This window comes from Citricoccus muralis (genome assembly GCF_029637705.1).
Lineage (GTDB): Bacteria > Actinomycetota > Actinomycetes > Actinomycetales > Micrococcaceae > CmP2.
Genome location: NZ_CP121252.1, coordinates 2,597,215 through 2,620,962, shown reverse-complemented (window position 1 = coordinate 2,620,962; position 23,748 = coordinate 2,597,215). Strand labels below are relative to the sequence as shown.

23 protein-coding genes and 1 riboswitch are annotated in these 23,748 nt (G+C 65.7%); of the genes, 13 read left to right on the top strand and 10 right to left on the bottom strand.

Going from position 1 to position 23,748, the window contains the following annotated elements; all coding sequences use genetic code 11:
* Nucleotides 1-22: 22 nt before the first annotated feature.
* The 9 genes from P8192_RS12015 to P8192_RS11975 all read left to right on the top strand — a co-directional run bounded on the left by P8192_RS12015 (nucleotide 23) and on the right by P8192_RS11975 (nucleotide 10,363).
* On the top strand, nucleotides 23-961 hold the full coding sequence (locus tag P8192_RS12015; RefSeq protein ID WP_278157270.1) for a LysR family transcriptional regulator: 939 nt from the start codon (nucleotides 23-25) through the stop codon (nucleotides 959-961).
* 21 nt (nucleotides 962-982) lie between these two features.
* Nucleotides 983-2,005 (top strand): ABC transporter substrate-binding protein, encoded by a 1,023-nt coding sequence (locus P8192_RS12010; protein WP_278157269.1) that lies wholly within the window; start codon nucleotides 983-985, stop codon nucleotides 2,003-2,005.
* Nucleotides 2,006-2,070: 65 nt separating this feature from the next.
* Nucleotides 2,071-3,786: a thiamine pyrophosphate-binding protein gene (locus P8192_RS12005; protein WP_278157268.1), complete on the top strand. Its 1,716-nt coding sequence runs from the start codon at nucleotides 2,071-2,073 to the stop codon at nucleotides 3,784-3,786.
* A 143-nt stretch (nucleotides 3,787-3,929) separates the two neighbouring features.
* On the top strand, nucleotides 3,930-4,952 hold the full coding sequence (locus P8192_RS12000) for an ABC transporter substrate-binding protein (RefSeq protein ID WP_270107240.1): 1,023 nt from the start codon (nucleotides 3,930-3,932) through the stop codon (nucleotides 4,950-4,952).
* A gap of 125 nt (nucleotides 4,953-5,077) precedes the next feature.
* Nucleotides 5,078-6,640, top strand: a complete 1,563-nt coding sequence (menE, locus tag P8192_RS11995) for an o-succinylbenzoate--CoA ligase (RefSeq protein ID WP_278157267.1) — start codon at nucleotides 5,078-5,080, stop codon at nucleotides 6,638-6,640.
* A 31-nt stretch (nucleotides 6,641-6,671) separates the two neighbouring features.
* Entirely contained in the window at nucleotides 6,672-7,226 is a 555-nt protein-coding gene (locus P8192_RS11990; protein ID WP_278157266.1) for an acyl-CoA thioesterase, read from the top strand.
* A gap of 25 nt (nucleotides 7,227-7,251) precedes the next feature.
* The gene (locus tag P8192_RS11985) at nucleotides 7,252-8,568 is read left to right on the top strand and encodes an MFS transporter (RefSeq protein ID WP_278157265.1); all 1,317 of its coding nucleotides are present in this window, start codon (nucleotides 7,252-7,254) and stop codon (nucleotides 8,566-8,568) included.
* On the top strand, nucleotides 8,568-9,089 hold the full coding sequence (locus P8192_RS11980) for a hypothetical protein (protein WP_278157264.1): 522 nt from the start codon (nucleotides 8,568-8,570) through the stop codon (nucleotides 9,087-9,089). Before P8192_RS11985 ends, P8192_RS11980 begins: the two co-directional genes overlap by 1 nt.
* Nucleotides 9,086-10,363 carry an MFS transporter gene (locus P8192_RS11975; RefSeq protein WP_278157263.1) on the top strand — a complete coding sequence of 426 codons (1,278 nt, stop codon included), beginning with the start codon at nucleotides 9,086-9,088 and terminating at the stop codon, nucleotides 10,361-10,363. Before P8192_RS11980 ends, P8192_RS11975 begins: the two co-directional genes overlap by 4 nt.
* Nucleotides 10,364-10,387: 24 nt before the next feature.
* On the opposite strand, the gene P8192_RS11970 is transcribed toward P8192_RS11975, so the two are convergent.
* From P8192_RS11970 to hisD, 4 genes are all read right to left on the bottom strand, one after another.
* A complete protein-coding gene (locus P8192_RS11970; RefSeq protein ID WP_278157262.1) occupies nucleotides 10,388-11,515 on the bottom strand; it encodes a hypothetical protein in 1,128 nt (375 codons plus the stop codon).
* 184 nt (nucleotides 11,516-11,699) lie between these two features.
* Nucleotides 11,700-12,071, bottom strand: coding sequence for an RNA-binding S4 domain-containing protein (locus P8192_RS11965; protein WP_278157261.1), 372 nt, complete (start codon nucleotides 12,069-12,071; stop codon nucleotides 11,700-11,702).
* An 18-nt stretch (nucleotides 12,072-12,089) separates the two neighbouring features.
* Nucleotides 12,090-12,656: a flavin reductase family protein gene (locus P8192_RS11960; protein WP_278157260.1), complete on the bottom strand. Its 567-nt coding sequence runs from the start codon at nucleotides 12,654-12,656 to the stop codon at nucleotides 12,090-12,092.
* A gap of 44 nt (nucleotides 12,657-12,700) precedes the next feature.
* Nucleotides 12,701-12,814, bottom strand: a riboswitch (SAM riboswitch).
* Between the two features lie 114 nt (nucleotides 12,815-12,928).
* Nucleotides 12,929-14,227 carry a histidinol dehydrogenase gene (hisD, locus tag P8192_RS11955; RefSeq protein WP_278157259.1) on the bottom strand — a complete coding sequence of 433 codons (1,299 nt, stop codon included), beginning with the start codon at nucleotides 14,225-14,227 and terminating at the stop codon, nucleotides 12,929-12,931.
* A gap of 150 nt (nucleotides 14,228-14,377) precedes the next feature.
* Here hisD and P8192_RS11950 point away from each other — a divergent pair, with 150 nt between their 5' ends.
* Nucleotides 14,378-16,024 (top strand): mechanosensitive ion channel domain-containing protein, encoded by a 1,647-nt coding sequence (locus P8192_RS11950; RefSeq protein WP_278157258.1) that lies wholly within the window; start codon nucleotides 14,378-14,380, stop codon nucleotides 16,022-16,024.
* Here P8192_RS11950 and P8192_RS11945 read toward each other — a convergent pair whose 3' ends face one another.
* The 3 genes from P8192_RS11945 to P8192_RS11935 are packed head-to-tail and all read right to left on the bottom strand — an operon-like array spanning nucleotide 16,025 to nucleotide 18,421.
* Nucleotides 16,025-16,537: a universal stress protein gene (locus P8192_RS11945; RefSeq protein WP_278157257.1), complete on the bottom strand. Its 513-nt coding sequence runs from the start codon at nucleotides 16,535-16,537 to the stop codon at nucleotides 16,025-16,027.
* Nucleotides 16,534-17,379 carry an SDR family NAD(P)-dependent oxidoreductase gene (locus tag P8192_RS11940; RefSeq protein ID WP_278157256.1) on the bottom strand — a complete coding sequence of 282 codons (846 nt, stop codon included), beginning with the start codon at nucleotides 17,377-17,379 and terminating at the stop codon, nucleotides 16,534-16,536. Before P8192_RS11940 ends, P8192_RS11945 begins: the two co-directional genes overlap by 4 nt.
* A gap of 58 nt (nucleotides 17,380-17,437) precedes the next feature.
* Entirely contained in the window at nucleotides 17,438-18,421 is a 984-nt protein-coding gene (locus P8192_RS11935; RefSeq protein ID WP_278157255.1) for an MBL fold metallo-hydrolase, read from the bottom strand.
* 12 nt (nucleotides 18,422-18,433) lie between these two features.
* Between P8192_RS11935 and P8192_RS11930 the strand changes: the two genes are divergently transcribed.
* Both P8192_RS11930 and P8192_RS11925 read left to right on the top strand, forming a co-directional pair.
* Nucleotides 18,434-19,552: a glutathione S-transferase family protein gene (locus P8192_RS11930; protein ID WP_278157254.1), complete on the top strand. Its 1,119-nt coding sequence runs from the start codon at nucleotides 18,434-18,436 to the stop codon at nucleotides 19,550-19,552.
* 2 nt (nucleotides 19,553-19,554) lie between these two features.
* A complete protein-coding gene (locus P8192_RS11925; protein WP_278157253.1) occupies nucleotides 19,555-20,127 on the top strand; it encodes a GNAT family N-acetyltransferase in 573 nt (190 codons plus the stop codon).
* A gap of 24 nt (nucleotides 20,128-20,151) precedes the next feature.
* Here P8192_RS11925 and P8192_RS11920 read toward each other — a convergent pair whose 3' ends face one another.
* From P8192_RS11920 to P8192_RS11910, 3 genes are all read right to left on the bottom strand, one after another.
* The gene (locus P8192_RS11920; RefSeq protein ID WP_278157252.1) at nucleotides 20,152-21,018 is read right to left on the bottom strand and encodes a transporter substrate-binding domain-containing protein; all 867 of its coding nucleotides are present in this window, start codon (nucleotides 21,016-21,018) and stop codon (nucleotides 20,152-20,154) included.
* Between the two features lie 72 nt (nucleotides 21,019-21,090).
* The gene (locus tag P8192_RS11915) at nucleotides 21,091-21,285 is read right to left on the bottom strand and encodes a hypothetical protein (protein ID WP_278157251.1); all 195 of its coding nucleotides are present in this window, start codon (nucleotides 21,283-21,285) and stop codon (nucleotides 21,091-21,093) included.
* A gap of 278 nt (nucleotides 21,286-21,563) precedes the next feature.
* The gene (locus P8192_RS11910) at nucleotides 21,564-21,971 is read right to left on the bottom strand and encodes a YchJ family protein (protein WP_278157250.1); all 408 of its coding nucleotides are present in this window, start codon (nucleotides 21,969-21,971) and stop codon (nucleotides 21,564-21,566) included.
* Between the two features lie 39 nt (nucleotides 21,972-22,010).
* Here P8192_RS11910 and P8192_RS11905 point away from each other — a divergent pair, with 39 nt between their 5' ends.
* Nucleotides 22,011-23,564, top strand: a complete 1,554-nt coding sequence (locus P8192_RS11905) for an MFS transporter (RefSeq protein WP_278157249.1) — start codon at nucleotides 22,011-22,013, stop codon at nucleotides 23,562-23,564.
* Nucleotides 23,565-23,748 lie beyond the last annotated feature (184 nt).

Here is a 23,748-nt window from a genome sequence, read left to right as displayed (position 1 = left end):
CACCCTGACACCGCCCGCCTCGATGACGTTCGACCTAAACCTGCTGAGGGTTTTGGCGGCCGTCATCGAGGAGGGGACGGTGACGGCCGCCGCAGAGCGGCTCCAGCTCAGCCAGCCCGCCATCACCCACGGGCTGAACCGGTTGCGGCGACTGACCCGGGACGAGATCTTCGTCAAGCAGGGGCGGGGTGTGGTGCCTACCCGCGTGGCGCTGCAGCTCTATGCAGACACTGCGGACTTGGTGCGAGCGGGCGAGAGTGCGATCGACCGGGTGGTGCACTTCGACCCCCGTACGACAACGTCGAGCTTCAGAGTGGCGCTGACCGACGTCGGACAGCACACCTTTCTGCCCACCCTGGTCGCGGGCCTGCATGCGCAAGCGCCCCACGCCCGGCTCGTGGTGAGCTCACCCAAGATGGACGAAGCCGCTACCCAGCTCTCTGAAGGGGAGCTCGATCTGGCCGTGATGTCCACTGAAGTGCACGGTGCTGTGCGATCGGAATTGCTGCGCTACGACCACTACGTCTGCGTGGCACGCCGTGGCACCTTCGGTCCTCGTGGCCCTGGCCGTGAGGAAGTGGTCGGTCGTCCACGGGTGGTCATTTCTTCCGTTACCGGCCACACCTTGGTTGAGCGTGATCTACCGGTCGCGCCCCCGGGGTCCGTGCTCACCGAAAGTTTCGCCGGCATCCCCGCCTTGCTGGTCGCGGCTGATCTCATTGCCTTTGTTCCCGATGCGCTGCGAGCCAGCTGGGGATCCCGGTGGAATATTGAGCACTGGCCCGCCCCCGTTGACCATGCCAGGGTTCGAGTGATGGCGCATCTGCCTCGGGTTCCGCGCACGCGGGCGTCGTCATGGTTCGGAGATCTTGCGATATCGTTGCTGCGAGATTCCGGGCTGCGCGAACCCATCAGTGTGGCTGATGGAATCGATGCAGAAGTATCCGTAGACGAGATGTGAGCTGCGTCATAGCGTGTGAGCATGACTACTCACATCGCTGACCCGCGTCCCTCTACTCGCCTCGGTACACGCCGTCGATTCATTGCGGTGCTGGGCGTTACCAGTCTGGCACTTGGACTGGCTGCGTGCGGCTCCGACGAACCCACCAACGCCACGGGCAACGGCGACGATGCCGAACTGGAGCAAGTTACCGTCGGGGCTATTCCGATCGGTGACGTGGCTCCGCTGCATGTGGCCATCAGCGAAGGCTTCTTCGAGGAAGAGGGCTTGGAGGTGGAGATCGTCAACACCACCGGCGGTGCCGTCGCGGTCCCGGGTGTGGTGGCTGGCGACTACGACTTCGCCTTTGGCAATACGGTCTCCTTGATGGTCGCTCGTGATCAGGGACTACCGTTGCGTTATGTCTCCAACGGGGCCACCACCACCGGTGAACCCGGTGCGGACTTTGCCGCCGTCGTCGCCCCTGAAGACTCTGAGCTCCACGAAACAGCCGACCTCTCCGGGGAGCAAACCTCCTCGAACAACCTCAACAACATCGGCGACACCGCCATCCGATTGGCTGTGGACGAAGCCGGTGCTGATGGCGCAGACATCGAGTTCGTGGAGCTGGCCTTCGGTGAGGCTGAAGCAGCTGTGACCAATGGCAACGTGTCCTCCGCCCTGCTGCTGGAGCCCTATCTCACCGCCGCCCTCGACCATGGGCTGAAGCCCATCGCCTGGCCCTATGCCGAGGCGCACCCCGACCTGGACATCGGCGGATACTTCACCTCCGAAGAAACCCTGGCTGATCGGCCCGACACCGTAGAGGCCTTTCAACGTGCCATGGAGCGGTCCTTGGAGTTCAGTCAGGACAACCCGGAGGTAGTGCGCGAGGTGATCGGCACCTACACCACGATCGACGAAGAGATGCTGGAGCGGATCACGTTGCCCCGATTTAGCTCCGAATTCTCCCGCGAAGGGCTCTCCGTGCTCGGCGAGGCCGCAGCGCGGCATGGGGTGATCTCCGAGGAGCCGAACCTCGACGAGTTGCTGCCGCCGCAGTGATCGTCCCCGGAAGAGCAGAGCGACTACACAGCACCGACCCTGCCGGGTTGAACACAAGGAGAACCATGAAAGTCAGTGAGGCCGTTGGCCAGATCATCGCTCGTATGGGCGCCGGGCACGTCTTCGGCGTGGTGGGCTCGGGAAACTTCCGGGCCACCAACGCACTACTCGCTACCGCGGGGCCCGCTGGTCACCCACCGCGCTTCACCGCAACCCGCCATGAGATGGGGGCCGCCTGCATGGCCGATGCTTATGGGCGGGTCACCGGGACCTTTGCGGTGGTCACCGTGCACCAGGGGTGCGGGCTGTCGAATGCCCTGACCGGGCTGGGGGAGGCTGCCAAGGCCCGCACCCCGCTGCTGGTGATCTCCGGCGACACCCCGGGGGGCCAATTTGGGTCGAACTTCTGGATCGACCAGGACAAAGTCATCGAGGGTATGGGGGCTGTCGCCGAGCGGCTACACAGTGCCAACCGTGCGGTCGAGGATACGGTGCGGGCGGTGACGCGCGCCCTCGTGGATCGACGAGCCGTGGTGCTGTCCATGCCGTTGGACATCCAGGAAGCGGAGATTTCCGAAGCCCAGATCGAGCAGGTGCAGGCAGCGGCGCCGCCAGTGCACCCGGACCCGGCGGGGCTGAATGATCAGGCCGCGCGGGAGATCGCCGACACCCTGCTGACCTCCGAACGGCCGGTGCTGCTGGCCGGCCGCGGTGCCCACCATGCCGAGGAGCCCTTGCTGCGACTGGGTGAGCTCAGCGGGGCACTGCTGACCACCTCGGCGGCCGGGCGCGGATTGTTCGTGGACGATCCCTGGCACACCGATGTGATGGGCGGCTTCGCCACCGACGGCGCCGCCCAGCTGGTGGCCGAGGCGGACCTGTTGGTGGTCTTCGGCGCCGCACTGAACCGCTGGACTACCCGCTCCGGGGCGCTGCTGGCCAACAAAACGGTGATCCAGATCGACGATACGGTTTCGGCTTTTGGTCTGCACTATCCGGTGACACGCTCGGTGCTCTCCGATACCGCGCTGGCAGCCGAAGCGCTCTGTGCCGCTCTCGAGGCCCAGGTCGCCGAGCACCCGCAGGTCGGTTCGTTGCCGCGGACCGGCTACCGCACCGAGGAGGTCGGCCGCCGACTGCGCGACTCACTGCACTGGCGGGATCAGCCCTTCGAGGATCGCTCCGAGCCGGCCGCCGAGGGGCACGGTGGGGTGATCGACCCGCGCATGCTGACCAATGCCCTCGATGAGATGCTGCCCATGGACCGCGTGGTGGCCCCGGACGGGGGGAACTTCAACGCCTACCCGGCCATGCACTTCCGGGTGCCGGACACCCGCGGGTACTCGGTGCCGCTGGCTTTTCAGTCCATTGGTTTGGCGATCTCCTCGGTGATCGGGGCGGCGACCGCCCAGCCCGGACGCGTGGCGATCGCCGGGGTCGGCGATGGCGGGTTCATGATGTCCCATGTCGAACTCGATACGGCCGTGCGTGAACAGCTCCCCCTGGTGGTGGTCGTGTACAACGACGACGCCTATGGAGCAGAGGTGCACCACTTCGAGCACGAGACCGATCAGCTCGATACCGTGGTATTTCCCGCCACCGATATTGCCGCCATTGCCCGCGGCTATGGTTGCGAGGCCCTGACGGTGCGTTCGGTGGAGGACCTGGCGCCTGTTGCGGACTGGGTGGCCGGCCCGCGCACCACGCCGCTGGTCATCGACGCAAAGATCGCGAAGTTCGCCTCTTGGGTGCTGGCGCACACCTTCGGCGCCGACGAGTGAGACCCCCGACGAAGCCCTCGATTCCGGGGAGCGGGGCCGGAGATCGTGAAGATTCTCAACAAAATTGCTTCAGGTCTTGAAGTTCGTTGCGCGCGCTTCTAAAGTGTGAGCTACCTAACACATTAGTTATGAGGAGACTGCTCATGTTCATCACTCACTCTCGCCCTGCCCGTTGGCGGGCTGGCCTCACGGCCATCGCAGCCGCCTCGCTCCTGGCGCTCACTGCGTGTGGAGAAGGTTCGCCCAGCAGCGACGCGGACGATTCGGGCGCCTCGGGGGCCGCGGCCGATGGGGAGCTCACCAGCATTGAGGTTGGTGTGATTCCGATCGTCGATGTCGCTCCGATCTACCTGGGTGTCCAGGAGGGCATCTTTGAGGAGCATGGTCTGGATGTGAATCTGACCCTGGCTCAGGGAGGCGCCGCCATTGTGCCGGCCGTACAGTCCGGGGATATGGACTTCGGGTTCTCCAACATCACCTCGCTGGTGATTTCCACCTCGCGGGGCCTGGAAATGGAGCTGGTGGCCGCGGGCCCGCAGACCACCGGCAATGCTGACGACGACTTCTCTGCAGTGCTGGTGCCCGAAGATTCGGATATCGAATCCATGGCGGACTTGGCCGGGAAGAGTATCGCTGTCAATACTCTGAATAACATCAATGACACGGTGCTCAAGGAGGGTATGCGTCAGGCTGGTGGCGATCCCGATTCGATGGATCTCACTGAGGTGGCCTTCCCTGAGATGCCCGGTCAGCTGGAGGCGGGCAATGTCGACGCGGTGATGGCTGTGGAGCCGTTCAAGACCATTGTCAGTCAGACCGGGGCGCGCGAAATCTACGCACCCTACGCTGAGCCCATTGAGGACTTGACCGTGGCCGGTTACTTCACCACCTCGCAGCGCATTCAGGAGGATCCGGAGCTGGTTGACGCGTTCGTGACGGCGATGAAGGAATCTCAGCAGTTCGCCGAGGATAACCCGGACGCGGTGCGCGAGATTCTGCCCGAGTACACCAGCCTGGATCCAGAGATCATTGAGGAGCTGACGATCTCCCGCTTCCCGCAGGAGATTAACACCGATTCGGTACAGCGCATCATCGAGCTCTCCCTGGAAACCGGGCTGATCGACAATGAAGTAGCGCTGGAGGACTTCATTTACGACGGCGCCTAAACACCGCGCAAGTCATACTTGAACTCAATGGTTGATTTTCTCAACGACAGAGTGCAAAATGGAATCAGATGTGAGGCGCGGCACATACGCCGCTGATTCCCAACTGCTTCCAAGGAGTGCAGAGCATGATCAACCGAGGTCTGGGTGACTGGATCCACCGTCGTCGAGTGAAGTCCGCAGGCAGGATCGCCCTGGTCTCTGCCGCCGGTGAACTCACTTACGATCAACTCGACGAGCGGATCAACCGCCTGGCGTCCGCCCTGGCCGATCGCGGGATCGGCCAGGGCGACCGGGTGGCCTATCTGGGCGAGAACTACCCGTCTTTCCTGGAAACCCTGTTCGCCACCACCGCACTCGGTGCGGTGTTCGTGCCGCTGAACACCCGACTGGCTCCGCCCGAGGTGGGCTTCCAGCTCAACGACTCGGGCTCTACCGTGCTGATTGCCTCAACTACATTGGCGCCGCTGGCGCTCGCCGCCGCGCGGAAGACTCCTGTGCAGACCTTGGCCTTAGTGGACGACGGGCCGGCCGCCGCCCTTGAGCCCGCCGACGGTGACCTGCAGCCGATGGATTTCGAAGAGTTGCTGGCCTCCGGTGCGGCAGTCCACCCCGATGTGCAGATTGGGCTGGACGACCTGGCCGTGATTCTCTATACCTCCGGAACCACCGGCAACCCCAAGGGTGCAATGCTCACCCATGGAAACCTGACCTGGAACGCGCTCAATGTCATCACCGACTTCGACTACACCTCGAAGGATGTTTCGTTGATGATCGCCCCGATGTTCCACGTCGCCGCCCTGGGTATGGGCGTGCTGCCCACCCTGCTCAAGGGTGCCACCGTGGTGCTCGAACCGAAATTCGAGCCCGGCCGGGTACTGCACCTCATTGAGAAGCATCGCGCGACCGGCATCTCCGGAGTGCCCACCACCTACCAGATGCTCGCCGAGCACCCGGATTGGGATTCCACCGATCTCTCCTCGCTGCGCAACCTGACCTGTGGTGGTTCTGCGGTGCCGCTGCGCGTGCTCGACATCTACGAACAGCGCGGGCTGAGCTTCACCATGGGGTACGGCATGACCGAAACCTCGCCCGGCGCCACCACCCTGCCCGGCCGCTACTCGCGCGATAAGCAGGGCTCGGGCGGTCTGCCGCACTTCCACACCGAGGTACGCGTGGTGGACCCGCTCAACGAGGTGCTGCCCGCTGGTGAGGTCGGCGAGATCCAGGTGCAGGGCCCCAACGTCATTGCTTCCTACTGGAACCGCGAAGAAGCGAACCAGTCGTCCTTCGTGCACGCCGAGGACGGTGTGTGGCTGAAGACCGGGGACATGGGCTACTTCGATGAGGACGGCTTCCTTTTTATCTCGGACCGGATCAAGGACATGATCATTTCCGGTGGTGAGAACATCTACCCGGCCCAGGTCGAGCAGGAAATCGCCCAGCTCGACGCCGTCGCAGCAGTCGCGGTGTTCGGTGTCGAGGACGAAAAGTGGGGTGAAGTGCCGCGCGCGGCCATCGTGATTCGGGATGGCCACGAGCTTACCGAGGCTCAGGTGCTGGAACACCTGCAGGGACGGCTGGCCCGCTACAAGATTCCGAAGTCGGTGATCTTCGTCGAGGAGATGCCGCGCACGGCGTCGGGCAAGATCCGCAAGCCCGATCTGCGCAAGCAGTACGGCACGGTGTGACCGGGAGCATACTCGCAGGTAGCATGGGGGTATGCATCTGCTCTTGCGTACTCTCCTGCTGTTGATCCGTTCGCGTCGTCGCTCGAAACTCACCCTCTGGGACACCTCCTCGCTGCCGCTGAAGGCGCTGCCGACCGACGTCGACATCGCCCTGCACATCAACAACGGGATGTACCTCTCGCTGATGGATCTGGGCCGGTTCGACCTGCTGGTGCGCTGCGATATGTGGAATGAGATGCGCCAGCGCAAGTGGACGCCGGTGGTGCAGTCGGAGATGATCACCTTCCGCAAGTCTCTGGAACTCTGGCAGTCCTACACCCTGGAAACCAAGTTCCTCGGGGTGGACGATCGCTCCATGTACTTCGAACAGCGTTTTGTGGTCGACGGGGAGATCTACGCCCGCGGCTACATCGCCGGCCGATTGCGCGGCCCGAATGGCCCGGTGCCCAACGAAGAGATCCTGGCCGTGGCTGCCGAGAAGGGTCAGCCGATCCCGGCCGACCGCAAGGTCCCGGAATGGCTGCTGGCCTGGCGCGAGCAGGCGGCACTGCCGTCGTCACGAAAGCCTGCGCCACACCGCTGGTAACCGTCCCCAGGCGTAGGCTGGGGGAGTGACTCTCCCCGCGCAGCCCGCCCCAGCCCCGGCCTCCCGGCCGTCGGTGGGGTTGTTGCTCATTTTGCTGTGCGCCATGGGCGCCGGCCCGCTGTTCAACTACGGGGTATCGGTTTCGTCCGCGCTGATTATTGAGCGTTTCGGCATGACCGCCGGTGAGCTGGGCCGAGTGGTGACAGTGGTGTTCGCTTCCGCGGCCGTGATGAGTATCTGGTTGGGCCGGCGCGCGGACGTGATGAGCGCCAGGTCGCAGATGTTGCTAATTTTCGGCGGCTCGGCGGTGGCCCTCGTGGTGGCTGCGTTTTCGTCGCAGTACTGGCTGCTGATCGTGGCGGCGGTGCTGGCCGGCCCCGCACAGGCGATCTCGAATCCGACGACGAACCGGATCATCATCCGCGCGGTCCCCGCCGCCCAGCGCACCGGTTGGGTGGGCGTGAAGCAGTCCGGTGTTCAGGCCTCACAGCTGTTTGCCGGACTGTTTTTTCCCGCGGTTGCGTTGGCTCTAGGGTGGACAGGCGCCGCCCTGGGAGCAGCCCTGGTGTGCGTGGTGATCTGGGCGCTGAGCCTGAAGGTGGTGCCCTCGGCCCGCACGCTGGCTTCACGCCGCCCCGCCGACACGGCTGCTGGGTCTGGCGCTGATCCGTCGTCGTCCCCTTCTCGCTCCGCGTCCACTCCGGTGACCAGCCGATCGACGACCACCACCGAGGATCGGCTGCCCCGGGTGGTCTACTACTTCGCTGCCATTGCACTCTTTTCCGGGTTGGGCATGCAGGCCACCAACGTGTACCTGCCCCTGTTCGCTGTGGAGGAGATCGGTTTCTCGCTGGTGCTCGGCGGGGTAGCCGCGGCCGTATCCGGCGTGGTGGGCGTGGTCTTCCGCATCTGGTGGGGACGCCGTATGCAAGCCGGCTGGCGCCCCTCGACCCTGTTGCTACTGATCTGCCTGGGTGCGCTACTCGCTGTCACCGCGTTTTTGGTGGCTGGGGCCACGGGGACCGCAGCCCTGGTCTGGGTGGGCGCCGCGCTGCACGGGATGACGGTGCTCGGGGCGAATGTGGTGATCAATGTCGGGCTGATGAGCACCATTCCGGCCCACCGCATCGGGGCGGCCTCCGGCATTAACTCGATGGGCATGTACTTGGGCTTCGCGCTCGGGCCCCTGCTGATGGGCTGGCTGCACGATCTGACCGGCAGCTTCGACTCCGGTTGGCTGCTCGTCACGGCGGCGTACCTGGTGTGCGTGGGCCTCGCCCTGGCCCTGCGCTCCCACGGACGGCGCCTGCGTTCAACCCACTCCACGAAAGGTGATGCGTGATGACTGCTCCTTCGAATCCTGGGTCGACCCCTGGACTGACTGTGGGACCGCGGTGGGCGCGGGCGGCACTGCTGTGGGTTCCGGCCGTGTGGCTGGGACTGATGATCGGGATTTCGCTGATCGAGGCGCCGCTGAAGTTCACCGCCCCGGGCATCACCATCCCGCTGGGACTGGGCATCGGCCGGCGGGTGTTTTTGGCGATGAACCTGACCGAGCTGGCGCTCGCCGTCGTATTGATCGCCGCACTGGTGGTGCTCTGGCGCGGGGCGGCCGCGTGGCCAAGCACCCGTGGGCGCTGGTGGTACCTGGGCGCGCTGGCCGTGCTGGCGGTGAAGTCGGCGGTGATCCGCCCGCTGCTGGCCTCGCATACCGATGCGGTGTTGGCCGGTGTTTCTGATGGCGGATCGGGCATGCACTACGCGTACATTGCGGCCGATGCGCTGCTGATCGTGCTGCTGGTGACCGCCCTGGTTCTCGGCGTGAAGCGGATACTGGCGCCTGAGGTGGCACCAGGGAAATGACCCGACCGAAGTCCTCACCGAACTCGCTAGCGTGGCTGTGGCTCATCGTGGGCGCGGCCGTGCTGACGCAGACCTCCATCAACCTGCTGCGCCCGGTGACGTCTTACAAACTGCTGTCGATGGGGTTCGGGGAGACCGCCATTGGCCTGGCGACCGCGGTGTACGCGCTGCTGCCGCTCTTCATGGCGATGCCGTTTGGCCGGCTCACCTCGAAGGTGGGTTCGCTGCGGGGGTTGATGACGGCCGGTGGTGTGCTGATTGGTCTCGGCGGGGCGATCCTGGCGCTGGCCGGCCAGGCGTGGCTGATCATGGTGGGCTCGGCCGTACTGGGTGTGGGGCACCTGATGTTCACGATCGCCGGGCAGTCGATGATTTCCCGGCGTTCCCTGGCCCACCAGATGGATGCCGCTTTTGGCTGGTTCACCGCAGCATTTTCGGTGGGGCAGATGACCGGGCCCTTGCTGTCCGGGCTGCTGCTGGGCAATGTGTCGCTGGCGGTGGCACAATCTTCCGGGGCCGGGCTGGGGCAGAGCATCACCCTGGCGTTGTGGATCGGCGCGGCGGCCGCGGTGCTCTCGGCGCCGGTGCTGTTTGTGTTGCGCCCGTTGCCGGACCCGACCACCTCTCAGCTGCGGCAGGTTCCGCCGGCGGGTGCGGAAAAGCCGACCATGCTCAGTATTGTGCGCCGTCCCGGGGTGGCCTCGAACATGCTGGCCTCGCTGGCGCTGCTGGCTATTTTGGACATCCTGATTGCGTTCCTGCCGCTGGTGGGTGAGGCGGCCGGGGTGTCTCCGCTGGCGGTGGGTGTGCTGCTCGCATTGCGCGGGGCGGCCTCGGTGGTGTCGCGTATTTTCCTGCCGATGTTGGTGCGCCGCTACCGGCGTAGCCACCTGGTGTTGGTGTCGCTGTTTGTCTCGGCCCTGGCCATCGCTATGGTGCCGTTCACTCTGCAACTCGAAGGCGCATTCTGGGCGGCCGGGGTGCTGATTTCGCTGGGCGGTCTCACCCTGGGGTTGGGTCAGCCGTTGTCGATGACGCTGATCTCTCAGGCGGTGCCGTATGCGTGGCGCAGCCCGGCGTTGGCGCTGCGGCTGATGACGAACCGGGTGGGCCAGGTGGTGTTACCGGTGGCCGCAGGTGTGGTGGCCGGGCCGTGGGGGCCGGGCGGCGGCGTGTGGTTCGCCTGCGCGATGCTGGCGGTCTCCGGCACGGAACGGTTGATCAATCACCGCACCGGACCGAACGACGAGAACCGAGACGCCGACTCGAACTAAGCGGGAGCTCAGTGGGACCGCGGTTTAGCGGTGGTTGCTGCCGCCGCGGTGACGGTTGGTCCAGGCGAGGAGCCCGGCGGCGATGAGCAGCACGATGGCGATCAGACCCACCGGAAGCAGCCACCCGGGGGCGGCCATGCGCGCCGGATCCTGCTGACCCGCAGCCTCGGCATCGGAGGCGTCCGGCTGGGCGTCGGCGTCCTCGGTGACGCTGGTGTTCTCTGGCTCCGGGCTGGGCGGGACGCTGGTGACCGACACCGTGGCGGTATCGATCGCGGTGGGGGCCTCGGCGCCGTCGTCGCCCGTGCCATTATCGCCGTTCTGGTGCGGCGGCACCGGAGCGAAGGGGCCCTGATAGCTGGTGTTGCCGCCCGAATGTCCGCCGGAGTTGTTCCCGCTGTCGCCACCGGGGAACCAGGGGGTTCGCGTGGTCACCGAGGGCAAGGGGGCCGGGACGGTCACCGTCTGCGTGGCGGTCTGGGTCTGGGATGCGGTGGGCGTGCGGGTGGTCGGCTCCGTGGGCGAGGGGCTCGGGGACTGTGTGGGGCTGGTAATTTCCGTGGCCGTCGGGGATGTTGTCGGGGCGAAGATCACCGTCACGTTGCACGATTTCCGGGTTCCGTCGGCGTCGGTGACCGTCAGATTGAAGTAGTCCTGGTTGCTCGTGTAGGAACTCGGTGCTCTATACACCGCGGTGGTGCCTTGAACCTGAACGCTTCCCCCTGCGGAAGGCGTGTCAACCGTCATGGTGACCGGTTCGGCTGCTTCACCATTGATTTGGACTTTGATGGTGACTTCTTCGCCAGGTTCCAGACTGGCACCATCATGCACGGGACAAACCAGTTCGAACGACGGCGTGGAGGGCGCCACGCTTGGAGACTGGGTGTCGGACTCTTCTGCGGCGTCGGATTCGTTCTCGCTGGGGGTCACGGGAGCGGTGGTGCCGAGCGCGGTGGAGGCCCCGGTATCAGGGGACGCCGACAGCTGGCTGTACTCAACCTGATCGAGCTGTTCGCTGGATTCCTGCTCGGGACTCGGCTGCTCTGGGGTGGCCAGAGCGGTGCCGGCGGGTAGAACGAGGAGGAGCCCGAGACCGAGGCTCACACCGGCACGACGGCATGAGGTGGCGGAGAAGGTGCGTGGACGCGACATGCGAAAGCACCTCCTGTGGTCTCGGCTGATCGACGCGGGTAGACGCGTCGGCGAGATTTGCACACGGTGGGAGCGCGCGCCAAACACGTTGATCACATCGTAACAATCGGGCTTCTCAGAGAAAAAGACCTGATCGGGCGGGGATGAACTTTACTTCGGTTACCAGCTGGCCTTCAGTAGGCGTTCACTGGTGTGCGTCGCGTCCGCGGAGCTCGTCGAGCTGACGGCGCTCCTTCTTGGTGGGACGCCCGGCGCCGCGGTCCCGACGGGGTACAGCGAGCAGGTGCCGCGGGATCGGCTCGGGCGAGTGATCCCGATAATGCTGCACGGCCACCGGGGCTCCCACCCGCTTGGCGATCAGACCGGTGACCTCGAGAATCCGCTCTCGGCCGGGCTGACGCAACCGCACCGTATCGCCGATGTTGACCGGTTGGGCGGGCTTGGCTGGAGCGTCGTTGACCTTCACGTGACCGCCTTTGACTGCCGCCGTGGCGGCGGAGCGGGTCTTATACATACGCACCGCCCACAGCCAAGCGTCGAGACGGGTGCGGGTCATACGATCCAGGGTACCCGCTTACTCATTGCCTTCGGCTGTGCGGAGGTTTCGGAACGCGGAGCGGTGGAATACCAGCGGCTCGGCGGCGTCGGTTCCGGCGGAGACCCCGTGCACCTGGAGCAACACCATGTGGTGGTCGCCAGCGGGTAGCTCGGCGTACACGGAGGTTTCCAACCACAGGGCGGCGTCATCGAAGAACACGGCACCCTGTTCGGAGACCTGCAGGTTCTGGCCCTCGAAGCGGTCACCGTTCTTGGAGGCCAGCTGGGTGCACACCCCGGTCTGGGATTCGCCCAGAATCGAGACGCCGATGCGCTCGGCGTGACGCAGTCGCGGCCAGGTGCGGGAGGTGTTCTGCACGGCGAAGGCCACCAGCGGCGGATCCAGGGACACGCCCACAGTGAAGGACGAGGCGGCCAGGCCCTCCTTGACTCCGCCCGCGTAGCCGGCGAGTGCGGCCACCCCGGAGGGGAACTGGGAGAACGCCTGGCGCAGGCTCAGGGCGGAGACGTCATCAGAGAGTCCGACGCGGGTCTCGGGGAAGTCGGTGGTGTCGTTCTTCTGGGCAAAGGTCACAGCAGACATATCAGCCTTTCTGGAAGGCGCTTCCGCAACCGTGGGCGGCGGAGACGCGGTACTTGCCGGCCGGTGGACCCGGTGGCCGAATCATCACCTGGAGCACCCCACTACGCGAAGAGGGTTGCCGTCCCGTTAGCCAGGGCTACGCACTGGAACTCGTGATTCTGATGTTCAGAATAGGTGCGATGAGGCGACAGGGTCAACGTCGTCTGCGCCACTATGTCCCTAGATGACGGGGCAACGTCATCTGGCGACGTTCGTGGACGCTTGCGCAGACATCAGTCGAAGCGGATGTCGATGGCGTCGCCGTGGGCGTGCAGCCCCTCGGAGTGAGCCAGCGCAACAATTCCGCGCTGCAACTCCTTCAGGCCGGTCTCCTGATACCGGATGCGTTGCTGCAACCGCAGGAAACTGACCGTGTTCAGGCCCGAGGAGAATCGTGCTGAGCCGGAGGTGGGCAGCACGTGGTTGGACCCGGAGGAATAGTCCCCCAAAGGCACCGGGGAGTACGGGCCGACGAATACGGCGCCGGCGTTGCTGATGTTCGCCAGCACCGCCTCGTTGTCGTGGGTGTGGATTTCCAGGTGCTCGGAAGCATAGGCATTGGCGACGGCGATGCCGGTATCCAGATCGTCCACGATGAGCACCCGGGACTGCGGGCCGGTGAGTGCCTGCCGGATCTGCTGCTCGAGGGTGGCGCCGGGCACCTGGGCCTCGATTTCAGCGACCACCTGATCGGCCAGTTCGGCGGAATTCGTGATGAGGACCGAAGCGGCCATCGGGTCGTGCTCGGACTGGCTGATCAGGTCCGCGGCCACCCAAGCGGGGTTCGCGGAATCATCGGCCAGTACCGCAATCTCGGAGGGACCGGCCTCGGCGTCGATGCCCACCGTGCCCAACACGGCCCGTTTTGCGGCGGCCACATACACATTGCCGGGCCCGGTAATGATGTCTACGCCCGGGCAGCCTTCCACACCGTAGGCGAGCATGGCGATGGCCTGGGCGCCGCCGGCGGCATACACTTCGTCGACTCCCAACAGGGCACAGGCAGCGAGCACCACCGGGTGCGGGTCACCGTGGTGATCGCGCTGCGGCGGGGAGGTCACCGCCAGCGAAGACACCCCGGCAGCCTGGGCGGGCACCACATTCATCACCACTGAGGACGGGTATACGGCTCGGCCGCCGGGCACGTAGAGGCCCACGCGTCCCACCGGCAACCAGTGGTTCTCCACCACGGCACCCTCACCGAGTTCCACCGTGGAGTCGGCCGGGCGCTGGGCGGCGTGCACCAGCCGGGCCCGGCGGATGGATTCTTCCAGGGCGGCCCGCACGTCGGGGTCCAGGTCGTCGAGGGCCCGCTGTAGTTTGTCCGGGGCCACCCGTAGCAAGGCCGGGCGCACGCCGTCGAACCCTTCACCGATCTCCAGCACGGCGGAAGCACCCTCGGCGCGCACCCGCTCCAACAGGGGGCGCACCGTCTCCACGGCCGCGGTGACGTCCACCTCGGCGCGAGGCAACACAGACTCCAAAACCTCCGCGGTGATCTCGGTGCCGCGTAGGTCAGTGATCGTGAGCATGGGTCCTCCGGAAAATTGTCAGACGGCGGGATGGAACAGAGTCGGTCAGAGCTGTGTCCAGTTTAAACCTCGGGTGGGCAGTGCGTGAGAATCCTCTCGCAGTGGGGTGCTGTTCAGCATCATGTCAGTTCGATCTGGCACTGTAGAACCATGACGCTTGTTGACCGACTTTCTGCGCTGCCCTCATCAGGTACCGTCTCGACACTGCTCACCGCGGCCGCCGGGGAGCCCAGCTCGTCTGAGACGCTTGGGCCGACCGTCCCCCAAGGGGTGCAATCCACCGGCGAGGAGACCATCGAAGCGGTGGGCCCGGTGCTCGGGCTGGTGATCAATGTGTTGGTGGCGGTAGGTATCGCGCTCGCCGTCGTCATGGTGATTGCCCTGGTGGCGCGGCTGGTGCTGCACCGCCGCCCGGAGACTTTCCCCCGCATGCTGCGCCTGCTGGTGCCGATCGCCGCGGTGCTCAGTTTCCTAGCGGCCCGGATCGCCGTCAGCATCTCCGACCAGACCGAGAGCTGGGTGTGGATGGTCGGCTTCGCGATGTTGATTGGTCTGGCCACCTCGGTAGCGTGGCTGGCCATGCGCATTCTGGGCATCGTGGAGCGCCAGGTGTTGTCCAAGTACGGGTCCGACGGCATTGATGACCGACGTGACCGCAAGGTGCAGACCCAGATGCGGCTGATCAAGCGGATCCTGGTGGCGGTCATCATCGTGATTGCGATTTCCGCGGTGCTGCTCTCCATCCCGTCGGTGCGCGCGCTCGGCGCCGGTATTCTCGCCTCCGCCGGTCTGATCTCGGTGGTGGCCGGCCTGGCCGTGCAGTCCACCCTAACCAACGTGTTCGCCGGTGTGCAGCTGGCCTTCACCGATGCCGCCCGCGTCGGGGACGTGGTGCAGGTCGACGACGTGTTCGGCAATATCGAGGACATCACCCTGTCGTACGTGGTGGTCAAGATTTGGGACGGGCGCCGGGTGATCTACCCCTCCAGCTACTTCACCACCACCCCCTTCGAGAACTGGACCCGTACCGGCTCGGCGCTCTCGGGCACCATCGAGTTTGACCTGGACTGGCAGGTACCGATGCAGCCATTGCGCGCCAGACTCCTGGCGCTCCTGGAATCCACGGACTTGTGGGATGGCCGCGACGCCTCCATGCAGGTCACCGACGCGGTGGGCGGTATGGCCCGCGTCCGCGCGGTGGTCTCCGCCCGGAACTCCGGCGATTTGTGGGATCTGCGCTGCCTGGTGCGCGAGGACCTGGTTGCGTTCATTCACGCCGATCACCCCGAGGCTCTCTACGCGGTGCGCTACAACGACAACGACAACGACGATGAAGACGAGCTGGTCGAGGCCAGCCGGACCGACGGCGGCGGCGTGGCCGACTCAGCTACGGCACCGTCTTCCGACCCCCGGGACGAGTCCACCGATGCTCGTTCGATGCCGCGCATTCCCAGCGGGACCACCGGCGAGGTGCCGCGCCCCGGGCAGGCACCGGCCACCCAGCCTCAGCCCACGGTGCCCGGTGCGGAGTCCACCGATACCGAGGTACACCGTGAGTCCACCGGTTCGGTGCCGTTGACCGTTTCTTCGGAGCACTCCTCGGTGTTCACCGGATCAATCTCCGCCATAGAGCGCAACCGCGACCTGGCCGGACCCGGCGACGACGTCTACGAAGACCGGAAGCGACAGCAGGCCGAGAACACCGGCGAGCTCGACGTGGTGGAGCCCTCCGACGCGGCCGCCGAGGACGAGCACGACCAGAGCACCGAGGACGAGCCGCGCCGTACCGAGGACTGATCAGCGCTCGGGTTGCTCGCCCAGATCCTCCAGCTGCTCGCGCTGTTCGAGCTGTGTCTCGGGGGCGAGCTCCACATCCGGGTCGGCCACCGTGGGGAGGTGTTCCGGGCGCGGGGAGGCCGAGGGCTTCACGCACAGCACCGGGTGCTCCAGAGCGCGCAGCAGCTCATCGGTCACCGACCCCATCATGAACCGGCCGAATCCGGAACGCTTGCGGTTGCCGATCACCACATACGAGGGGTCCAGCTCCGCGCACAGGGTGACAAACTCCTCCACCGTGGACTTCCCGCGCAGCAGCTCCCGGTACTCGGATTCCACATCAGACGCAGCCTGTAGCTTCTCCTGCAGCGCCACCTTGTCCTTGTCACGCAACTGCGAGGCGTGTCGGTTTTCACCACCGGGGCCCGCATTGACCACCACCACGTTCTCACCGGAGAGCCGGGCCAGGCGCAACCCCTGATCCAGGGCCGCCTGTGCTTGTTCGGACGGGGTGTACCCCACGATGATCGTCATGATGTCCTCTCAGTTCTTTTCGTCGAAGCAGCGTCCACTGAACCCGTAGCGGTGATGCCGGTGCGGGCCAGACGTTCGACCACACCCGACGGCGCCAGCCGCGACACCCGGGAGAGCACCCGCGCCGCCCGGCCCGGAATGTGTACGGCCCGACCCTCCTGACAGGCGGCAATGCCCTCCAACGCCACCTGGTCGACGGCGGTGAATGACCACCCCGGTCGGCGCCTCAGGCTGATCCGGGCACGGTCGTGGAACTGGGTGCGCATCGGGCCAGGACACAGGGCCGTCACGTGCACGCCCTCGGCCCGGTACCGGGTGTGCGCCCACTCGGAGAACGCCAGCAGCCAGGATTTCGACGCCCCGTAGGTGCCGCGTGGCATCAGCGCGGCCACGGACGACACGTTCAGAATCCGCCCGCCGCGGCGCAACAACCCGGGCAACACCGCATGGCAGAGCCGCAACGGCACTTCCACGTTCAACCGCAACATAGCCAGTTCGTCGTCAAGCTCCGAGGCGTGCAGCTCTTCGGCCACCCCGATGCCGGCATTGTTGATCAGGAACCCCACCGGGTGGGTGGGGGAACACAACCGGTCCACCACCCGTTGCAGGTCCTCGTCGTCACTGAGATCAGCTGGAAGAGTCTCCACCGTGGCGTCATAGTCGGATTCCAGGGTGTGGGCCAACTCCGCCAGCGCGTCCACCGAGCGTCCGGTGAGCACCAATCGGTAGCCCTGCTGCGCCAGGTGCCGGGCGAACGCCTCGCCCAGCCCGGAACTGGCACCGGTGATCAGTGCGGTGCCCGGATCCACGGGCGCCAGCGGTGGTGCGGTCTGCTTCGGCACGGGGCAGCTCCTTCAGAAATCTCGTCGGGGGTCTTTCCACCATTGTGCGTGCTGAACGCTACCGGGGCGATGAACCGTCGCCCGCGTCGCCCACATCCGAGCCTGCCGCCTCACCCAGGTAGCGCAGATGCGCCGCCAGCGTGCGCCGAGCCGGGCCCCGCACCACCTCCGGCAGCTGCGGATAGATCCGCGCCATCAGGGATTCCAGGACGTCCATCGCATCTGCCGACTCCATGCCCTCCAGCGCAGTGCCCGTGGCTCCGTCCTGATCGGCGACGGCGAGCACGCGAGCCAGGGCGGTGGCATCCTGGCGCTGCTCAGCCACCATGCTCCGGATCTGATCCAACCGCCCTTCCCGGTGCTCCACGTACTCCTGGGCGGCACTGGCCAGATCCCAGCGCAGCGGGCCGTGAGCCGGCAGCACCCGGGTGGGAATGTCCTCACCGATCAGCCGCAGCAACTCCAGGCTCGCCAGATAATCCGCCAGGGTGCCGTCCGGGTGATCGAGCATCGTGGTGCCCTCCCCCAGAATCGTGTCGCCGGTGAGCATGCTCGCCTCTGCAGCATCCGCCTCCGGACCGTCGCCGTCTTCATGCTCGCGCCTGCCGCGCTCGCCGTCGTCCTCGGGTAACCAGAAACAGTACGAATCCGAGGTGTGCCCCGGGGAGTGCACCACCGAGATCACCGTGCCGGCCACCTCCAACACCAGGTTCGGAATCAGCGGCTCCGCCTCCCGGCACCAAGTCCGATCCCCGGCACGCACCGGCGCGGCAAATCGCCGCGCAAACACATCGACGGCGCCGGTGTGGTCCTCGTGACGATGCGTCACCAGAATCAGCTCCACCGCACGCCCGTCCAACGCTTCTTCTACCGCATCCGCATGGGCTTCCGCGCCCTGCCGCGGCCCCGGGTCCACCAGCACCACCGTGTCCGACTCCGGATCGGCCACCAGATACGTGGTGGTGCCCTGCAGGGTCATCCCGGAAGAATTGGCGGCGGTGATCGCGGTGACCAAGGGTGTGATCTGCTCGGTGAGGCTCATACAGTTGAGTCTATGGAACAACGCGCCTCCCAGTCAGCCACCGGCTACATCTCGGCGGGTCAGGAATTCACCCGCGACACCCAGTACATCGCCGATCGTATTGTTGCCGACGTCGACGCCGTCCGCTCCGCCCCCACCCTGGAATCGGACAAGGTGGGCCACATCGGTGGCGGACTCACCGCCGGCGCCGAGGCCTGGCCGGTGGAGGCCGGACGTTACCGCCTCGTGGCCGCCCGGGCCTGCCCCTGGGCCAACCGCGCCATCATCGTGCGCCGGCTGCTGGGCCTGGAGGACGCGATCTCGCTGGGCACCCCCGGTCCCACCCACGACATGCGCTCCTGGACCTTTGATCTTGACGACGACGAAAAAGACCCCGTGCTGCGCACCCACTGGCTGATGGAAAACTACCTGCGCCGCTTCCCCGGCTACCCGCGCGGAATCACTGTGCCGGCCATCGTGGACGTCCCCACCGGCGCGGTGGTCACCAACGACTACCCGCAGATCACCCTGGACTTCTCCACCGAGTGGACGCAGTTCCACCGCGACGGCGCCCCCGACCTGCTGCCCGAACCGTTACGCGAGGAGATGCACGAGGTCACCACTCGTATCTTCACCGAGGTCAATAACGGGGTGTATCGCTGCGGATTTGCCGGCTCCCAGGACGCATATGACTCAGCATATGACCGGCTGTTCACCGCACTCGACTGGCTCGAGGAGCGCCTCACCGACCGCCGCTACCTGATGGGGGAGACCATCACCGAGGTCGACGTGCGCCTGTTCACCACCCTGGTCCGATTCGATCCGGTCTACCACGGTCACTTCAAATGCAACCGCAACAAGCTCTCCGAATTCCCGGCCCTCTGGGCTTATGCGCGCGACCTGTTCCAGACTCCCGGCTTCGGCGACACCGTGGACTTCTCTCAGATCAAGGATCACTACTACATCGTCCACGCCGATGTGAACCCCACCGGCATCGTGCCGAAAGGACCCGTGCTGAACGAGTGGCTGACCGCCCACCGTCGCGAAGACCTCGGCGGCAGCCCCTTCGGCGACGGCACTGCGCCGGGCCCGGTGCGCGCGGAAGAGCGGGTCACCGCAGGGCACAACCCGTTGGTGGACGCGCAGGGCTAGTCATGCAACGTTCGCATCCCGTGCCCGGCCCGGAGATCGAACTGCGCCCCATGACGGTCGCTGATCTGGACGTGTTGTGGCACTGGAATCACGAGGTCGACGACGCCGCCTGGCAGCTCTGGGACGCCCCCTATTTCTCCCACGGTCCGCGCCTGAAACTCAGCGAGTTTCGCTCGCAGAACCGCCACCGCATCGAGCACCCGCACCAGCGGATGATCCTCATCGACGGCGCCCCGGTGGGCTTCGTGTCCCGCTATGAGGAATTCCCCGTCGGCGGCGGCTGGTGGGAGCTCGGCATCGTCATCTTCGACCCCCAGTGGTGGGGCCGGGGCATCGGCCGGCGCGTGCTTCGCCTGTGGACGGACCGAACCTTCGCCCGCAGCACTGGCGTGCACGTCATCACCCTGACCACCTGGTCCGGCAACGAGCGCATGATCCGCTCTTCCCACGCGGTGGGCTATCGCGAATGCGCCCGGATCCCGGAGGCCCGCTTCTGGCGCGGCCGCCGCTGGGACTCGGTCAAACTCGCCCTGCTGCGCCGCGACTGGGCGGCGCAGCATTCGCCCTCGCGCTAATCCTCGTCACCGCGCACCCGGTGCTCAGTCATGGTGCTCGGCGGCAAACACTGAGTCCGCGCCGAACCACTCCTCGACGGCCCCGTCCCAGGTGCCGTCCGCGAAGATCTCCTCCACCCAGGCTCCGACCGCGTCCTGCAGCGCGGTGTCGTTCTGCGGCAGCATGTACGCGAGCGCCGCCTCGGAGAAGGGCTCGTCTGCGTTGACCTGGCACAGCGTCTCGTGCTCGTGCGCGGCCCACACCACCTCGGGGGCATCGGTCACCATCACGTCTGCATCGCCGGCGACGATCTGATCGAAGATCGTGTTGTTGTCACCGAACCGGATGATCTCCGCCTGCGCGAAATTCTCGTCGGCGAACTCCTCGTTCGTGCCGCCGATGGGGGTGATCACGGTGGTGTCGGTGGTATTGATCTCCTCGATCGTGTCGAACTCCTCTTCGCGCCCACAGGTGGTAATGGCAGCCTTGCCGCCCTCGATGAGTGGTTCTGTGAACGCGACCTGCTCCGCCCGCTCCTCGGTCAGCGAAATACCGCCCACGGCGAGGTCGCAGCGATCCAGGAAGTCCGTCATCAAATCCGACCAGGTGGTCTGCACCCACTCGATACTGTCTACTTCGAGGGTCTCCGCGAGATCGGACATCAGCGTCACATCGATCCCTTCGAGTTCCTCGGTCTCGGGATCCACGTAGCTGAAGGGCCGGTAGTCTCCGGTGAAGCAGATCTGCAGTTCGCCGTCTTCCAGCGCCGGCGACGCCACCGCAGCCGAGGAGGATTCACCCGTTGCGTCGGTGTCACCGGGACCGTCCGCAGTGGACTGACAACCGGTGAGTGCCATAACGAACCCGCCGCATCCGAGCAGAGTGATCATGGTGGATGGACGACGGCGCATGAGTGATCTCCGAGGGTCGATAGCGTGGTGTGGACCACTCTAAGCGCTCGTGGGTCGAGAGGCGAGGACTGTTCAGAACGTCGACGACGTAAACGCCGAATGCGGTTCCGGCCCGGTCAGCTTCTGCGAGATCAGTAACATCTGCAGCACCCGCGCATGAGCCGGGCTCAACATCCCCGCTGGCTTCGCCCCGGCCCGCACCAGATCCACACCACCGCCGTCACCATAGATCGGCACTACCGGTCCGTGCGTCGCCCGAGTCGTCATCACCACCCCGTGGGCGACACGGCGGATCGCGTCCGGAATCTGATCGGCGTGCGCCCCACTGAAGCATTCACCACATCCACCCGGAACTGGCGAAACCCCTCATGCGGCAGCGGCAGCGGGGAGCGCCGGCGTACCTGATCGTGCCGCCGGTGCTGATGAGGTGTACGTGTGTCAAGAGACTCACCGTCCTCGTCGGTACGTGGCCGTAACTCGGCGCCCGAGGCTCGAACGGTGAGTTCGATCACTGTCTCCAGAATACCGGCCGGGCCCGGAAGCTGTCAGCCGGTCGACAGCTCCGCGGCATCCAGATAGCGCCACGCACGCGCCTCGCCCTCGCGCAGAAACCGGGAGCGCTCCCGCTGCATCGCCCGGGTCCCATCCGGTTCGCGATAGTGCGCCACGAACTCCACCACCCCGGTCTCGTCCTCTGGGCTGCCGGCCACCGTATCCAGAATCCGCAGTCGCCTCCAGTCGATCCCGGGCTCCAGGCTCAACTGCTGTGGACGCGTCGCCGAGGCCCAACTGGCCAGCAGATACTCAGCATCGCCGACGACGAACGCGCAGTAGCGGCTGCGCATCAGCGCCTCCGCCGTGGCCGCATCCCGACGTCCGGCCAGCACGGCACCGCAACATTCGGTCCACACGGCTTCGGCGCCACACAGGCAGGGATCGTCGTCGCGGGGCATGCAAGCAGACTATCGGGTGGAGGCGTAGCATGGCCGGTGATGTCCGAAACGTCTTCCGCACCCTCGCGTGCCCACTCGCCCTGGGCGGGCTTCACCGTCTGCGCCTCGGTAGCGATCCTCACCATCCTCGACCTGGTCAAGGTCAACGTCATCCTCACCCCGCTGCAGTCCACACTCGGGGCGACGACGACGCAAACCCAGCTCATCGTGGCTGGTTACGTGTTGGCCTTCGGTATCACGCTCGTACCGGCCGGCAGGCTCGGTGATCAGTGGAACCGCAAGGCGATGTTCCTGCTGGGGCTCACCCTGTTCACCGTGGCCTCCTTGGCCTCGGCGCTCGCCCCCACCGCCGACGCCCTGGTCGTCGCTCGCATCATCCAGGGGCTGGCCGCCGGCGTGCTGATGCCGCAGGTGCTGGGCATGATCCAGACCCTCTTCCAGGGCCGCCAGCGTGGGCAGGCCTTCGGGATTTTTGGCGCTTCCATTGGCTTTGGCACCGCCTTCGGCCCCACCATCGGTGGGCTATTCATCGGAACCCTGGGTCCGGAACTGGGCTGGCGTTGGACCTTCGGGATGAATGTGCCGCTGGCCCTGATCATCGTGCCGTTGGCCATCCGACTGCTCCCCGGACGGCAGGCCCGCGACCGCAGCGCACGGGATAGCGCACGGGATCTGGACCTGGTGGGCGTTTCACTGCTGGCGGCCACCGTGCTGCTCGTCATGCTACCTTTCGTGCTCACCACCGGAACCGACCAGGACGCCCCAGCCCGCTGGTTCTTGCTCCTGGCCGGGGCAGCGCTTGCGGCGGTTTTCATCTGGTGGGAGCGCCGGTATCGGGATCGCGGCCGGTCACCCGTACTGGATTTCCGGCTCTTCTCCTACCCCTCATACCGCAACGGTGTGATCATCACGAGCCTGTGGTTTGCCGCCATGCCCGCCACCTTCCTGGTGATGACTTTGTACAACCAGCAGGGCCTGGGCCATCCCGCGGTAGTGGTCGGGATGATCACCATCCCGTACGCCATCATTTCCGCGATCATCGCCTGGCTGTCGGGGCGCTATACGTTCAGTCATGCCACCGTTCTGGTCATCATCGGAATCTCGGTATTCCTGGTGGGGCTGGTGGCGCTGGCGTTGATCGCCCGGTTTGTCGAACCCGCCCATACCCCCTGGGCTATGGCGGCGTCGCTGGCGCTATGCGGAGTCGGCCCCGGCCTGGTGATGTCGGCCAACCAGATGCGCACCCTGATGCATGTGCCGTTGGCTTCGGCCGGAGTCGCCGGGTCATTCCAGCAGGTCGGGCAGCGCCTCGGCAACGCGATCGGTATCGCGGTGGCTACCACCGTGTTCTACGCCCTGGTGTCGTCCGTGCCACGCACCAGCGGCGGACTGGTGGATCCGAACGATCCTGTCGCGCTGGAGACCTACCGAACGGCATTCGACGCCTCCATGGTCGTGTTGATGCTGATGTGCGCGTTTGCTCTGGTGTTTGCGGTGCTGGATCATCGCCAGCGACGTCGTGAGGCACCTTTTCCAAAGGAAGCCAGCCCGACAGCGGGCTCTTCGTCGGCGACCACCAACTCAGAACTGTGAGATTGGACATTTGGACAATCATGCGACGGAATGGCCAAACCTGTGCGCGAATTCTCGAACTTCCTGGTCAGGGGCATTACTCTAAGGGAACAAGAGGTTGAACTGGACAGAATTCCGGGGAATTGCGGCAGAACTTTCAGGGGCTCGTCAGTATCTCAGGGGTGATGACACAGTTTTCTCTTTT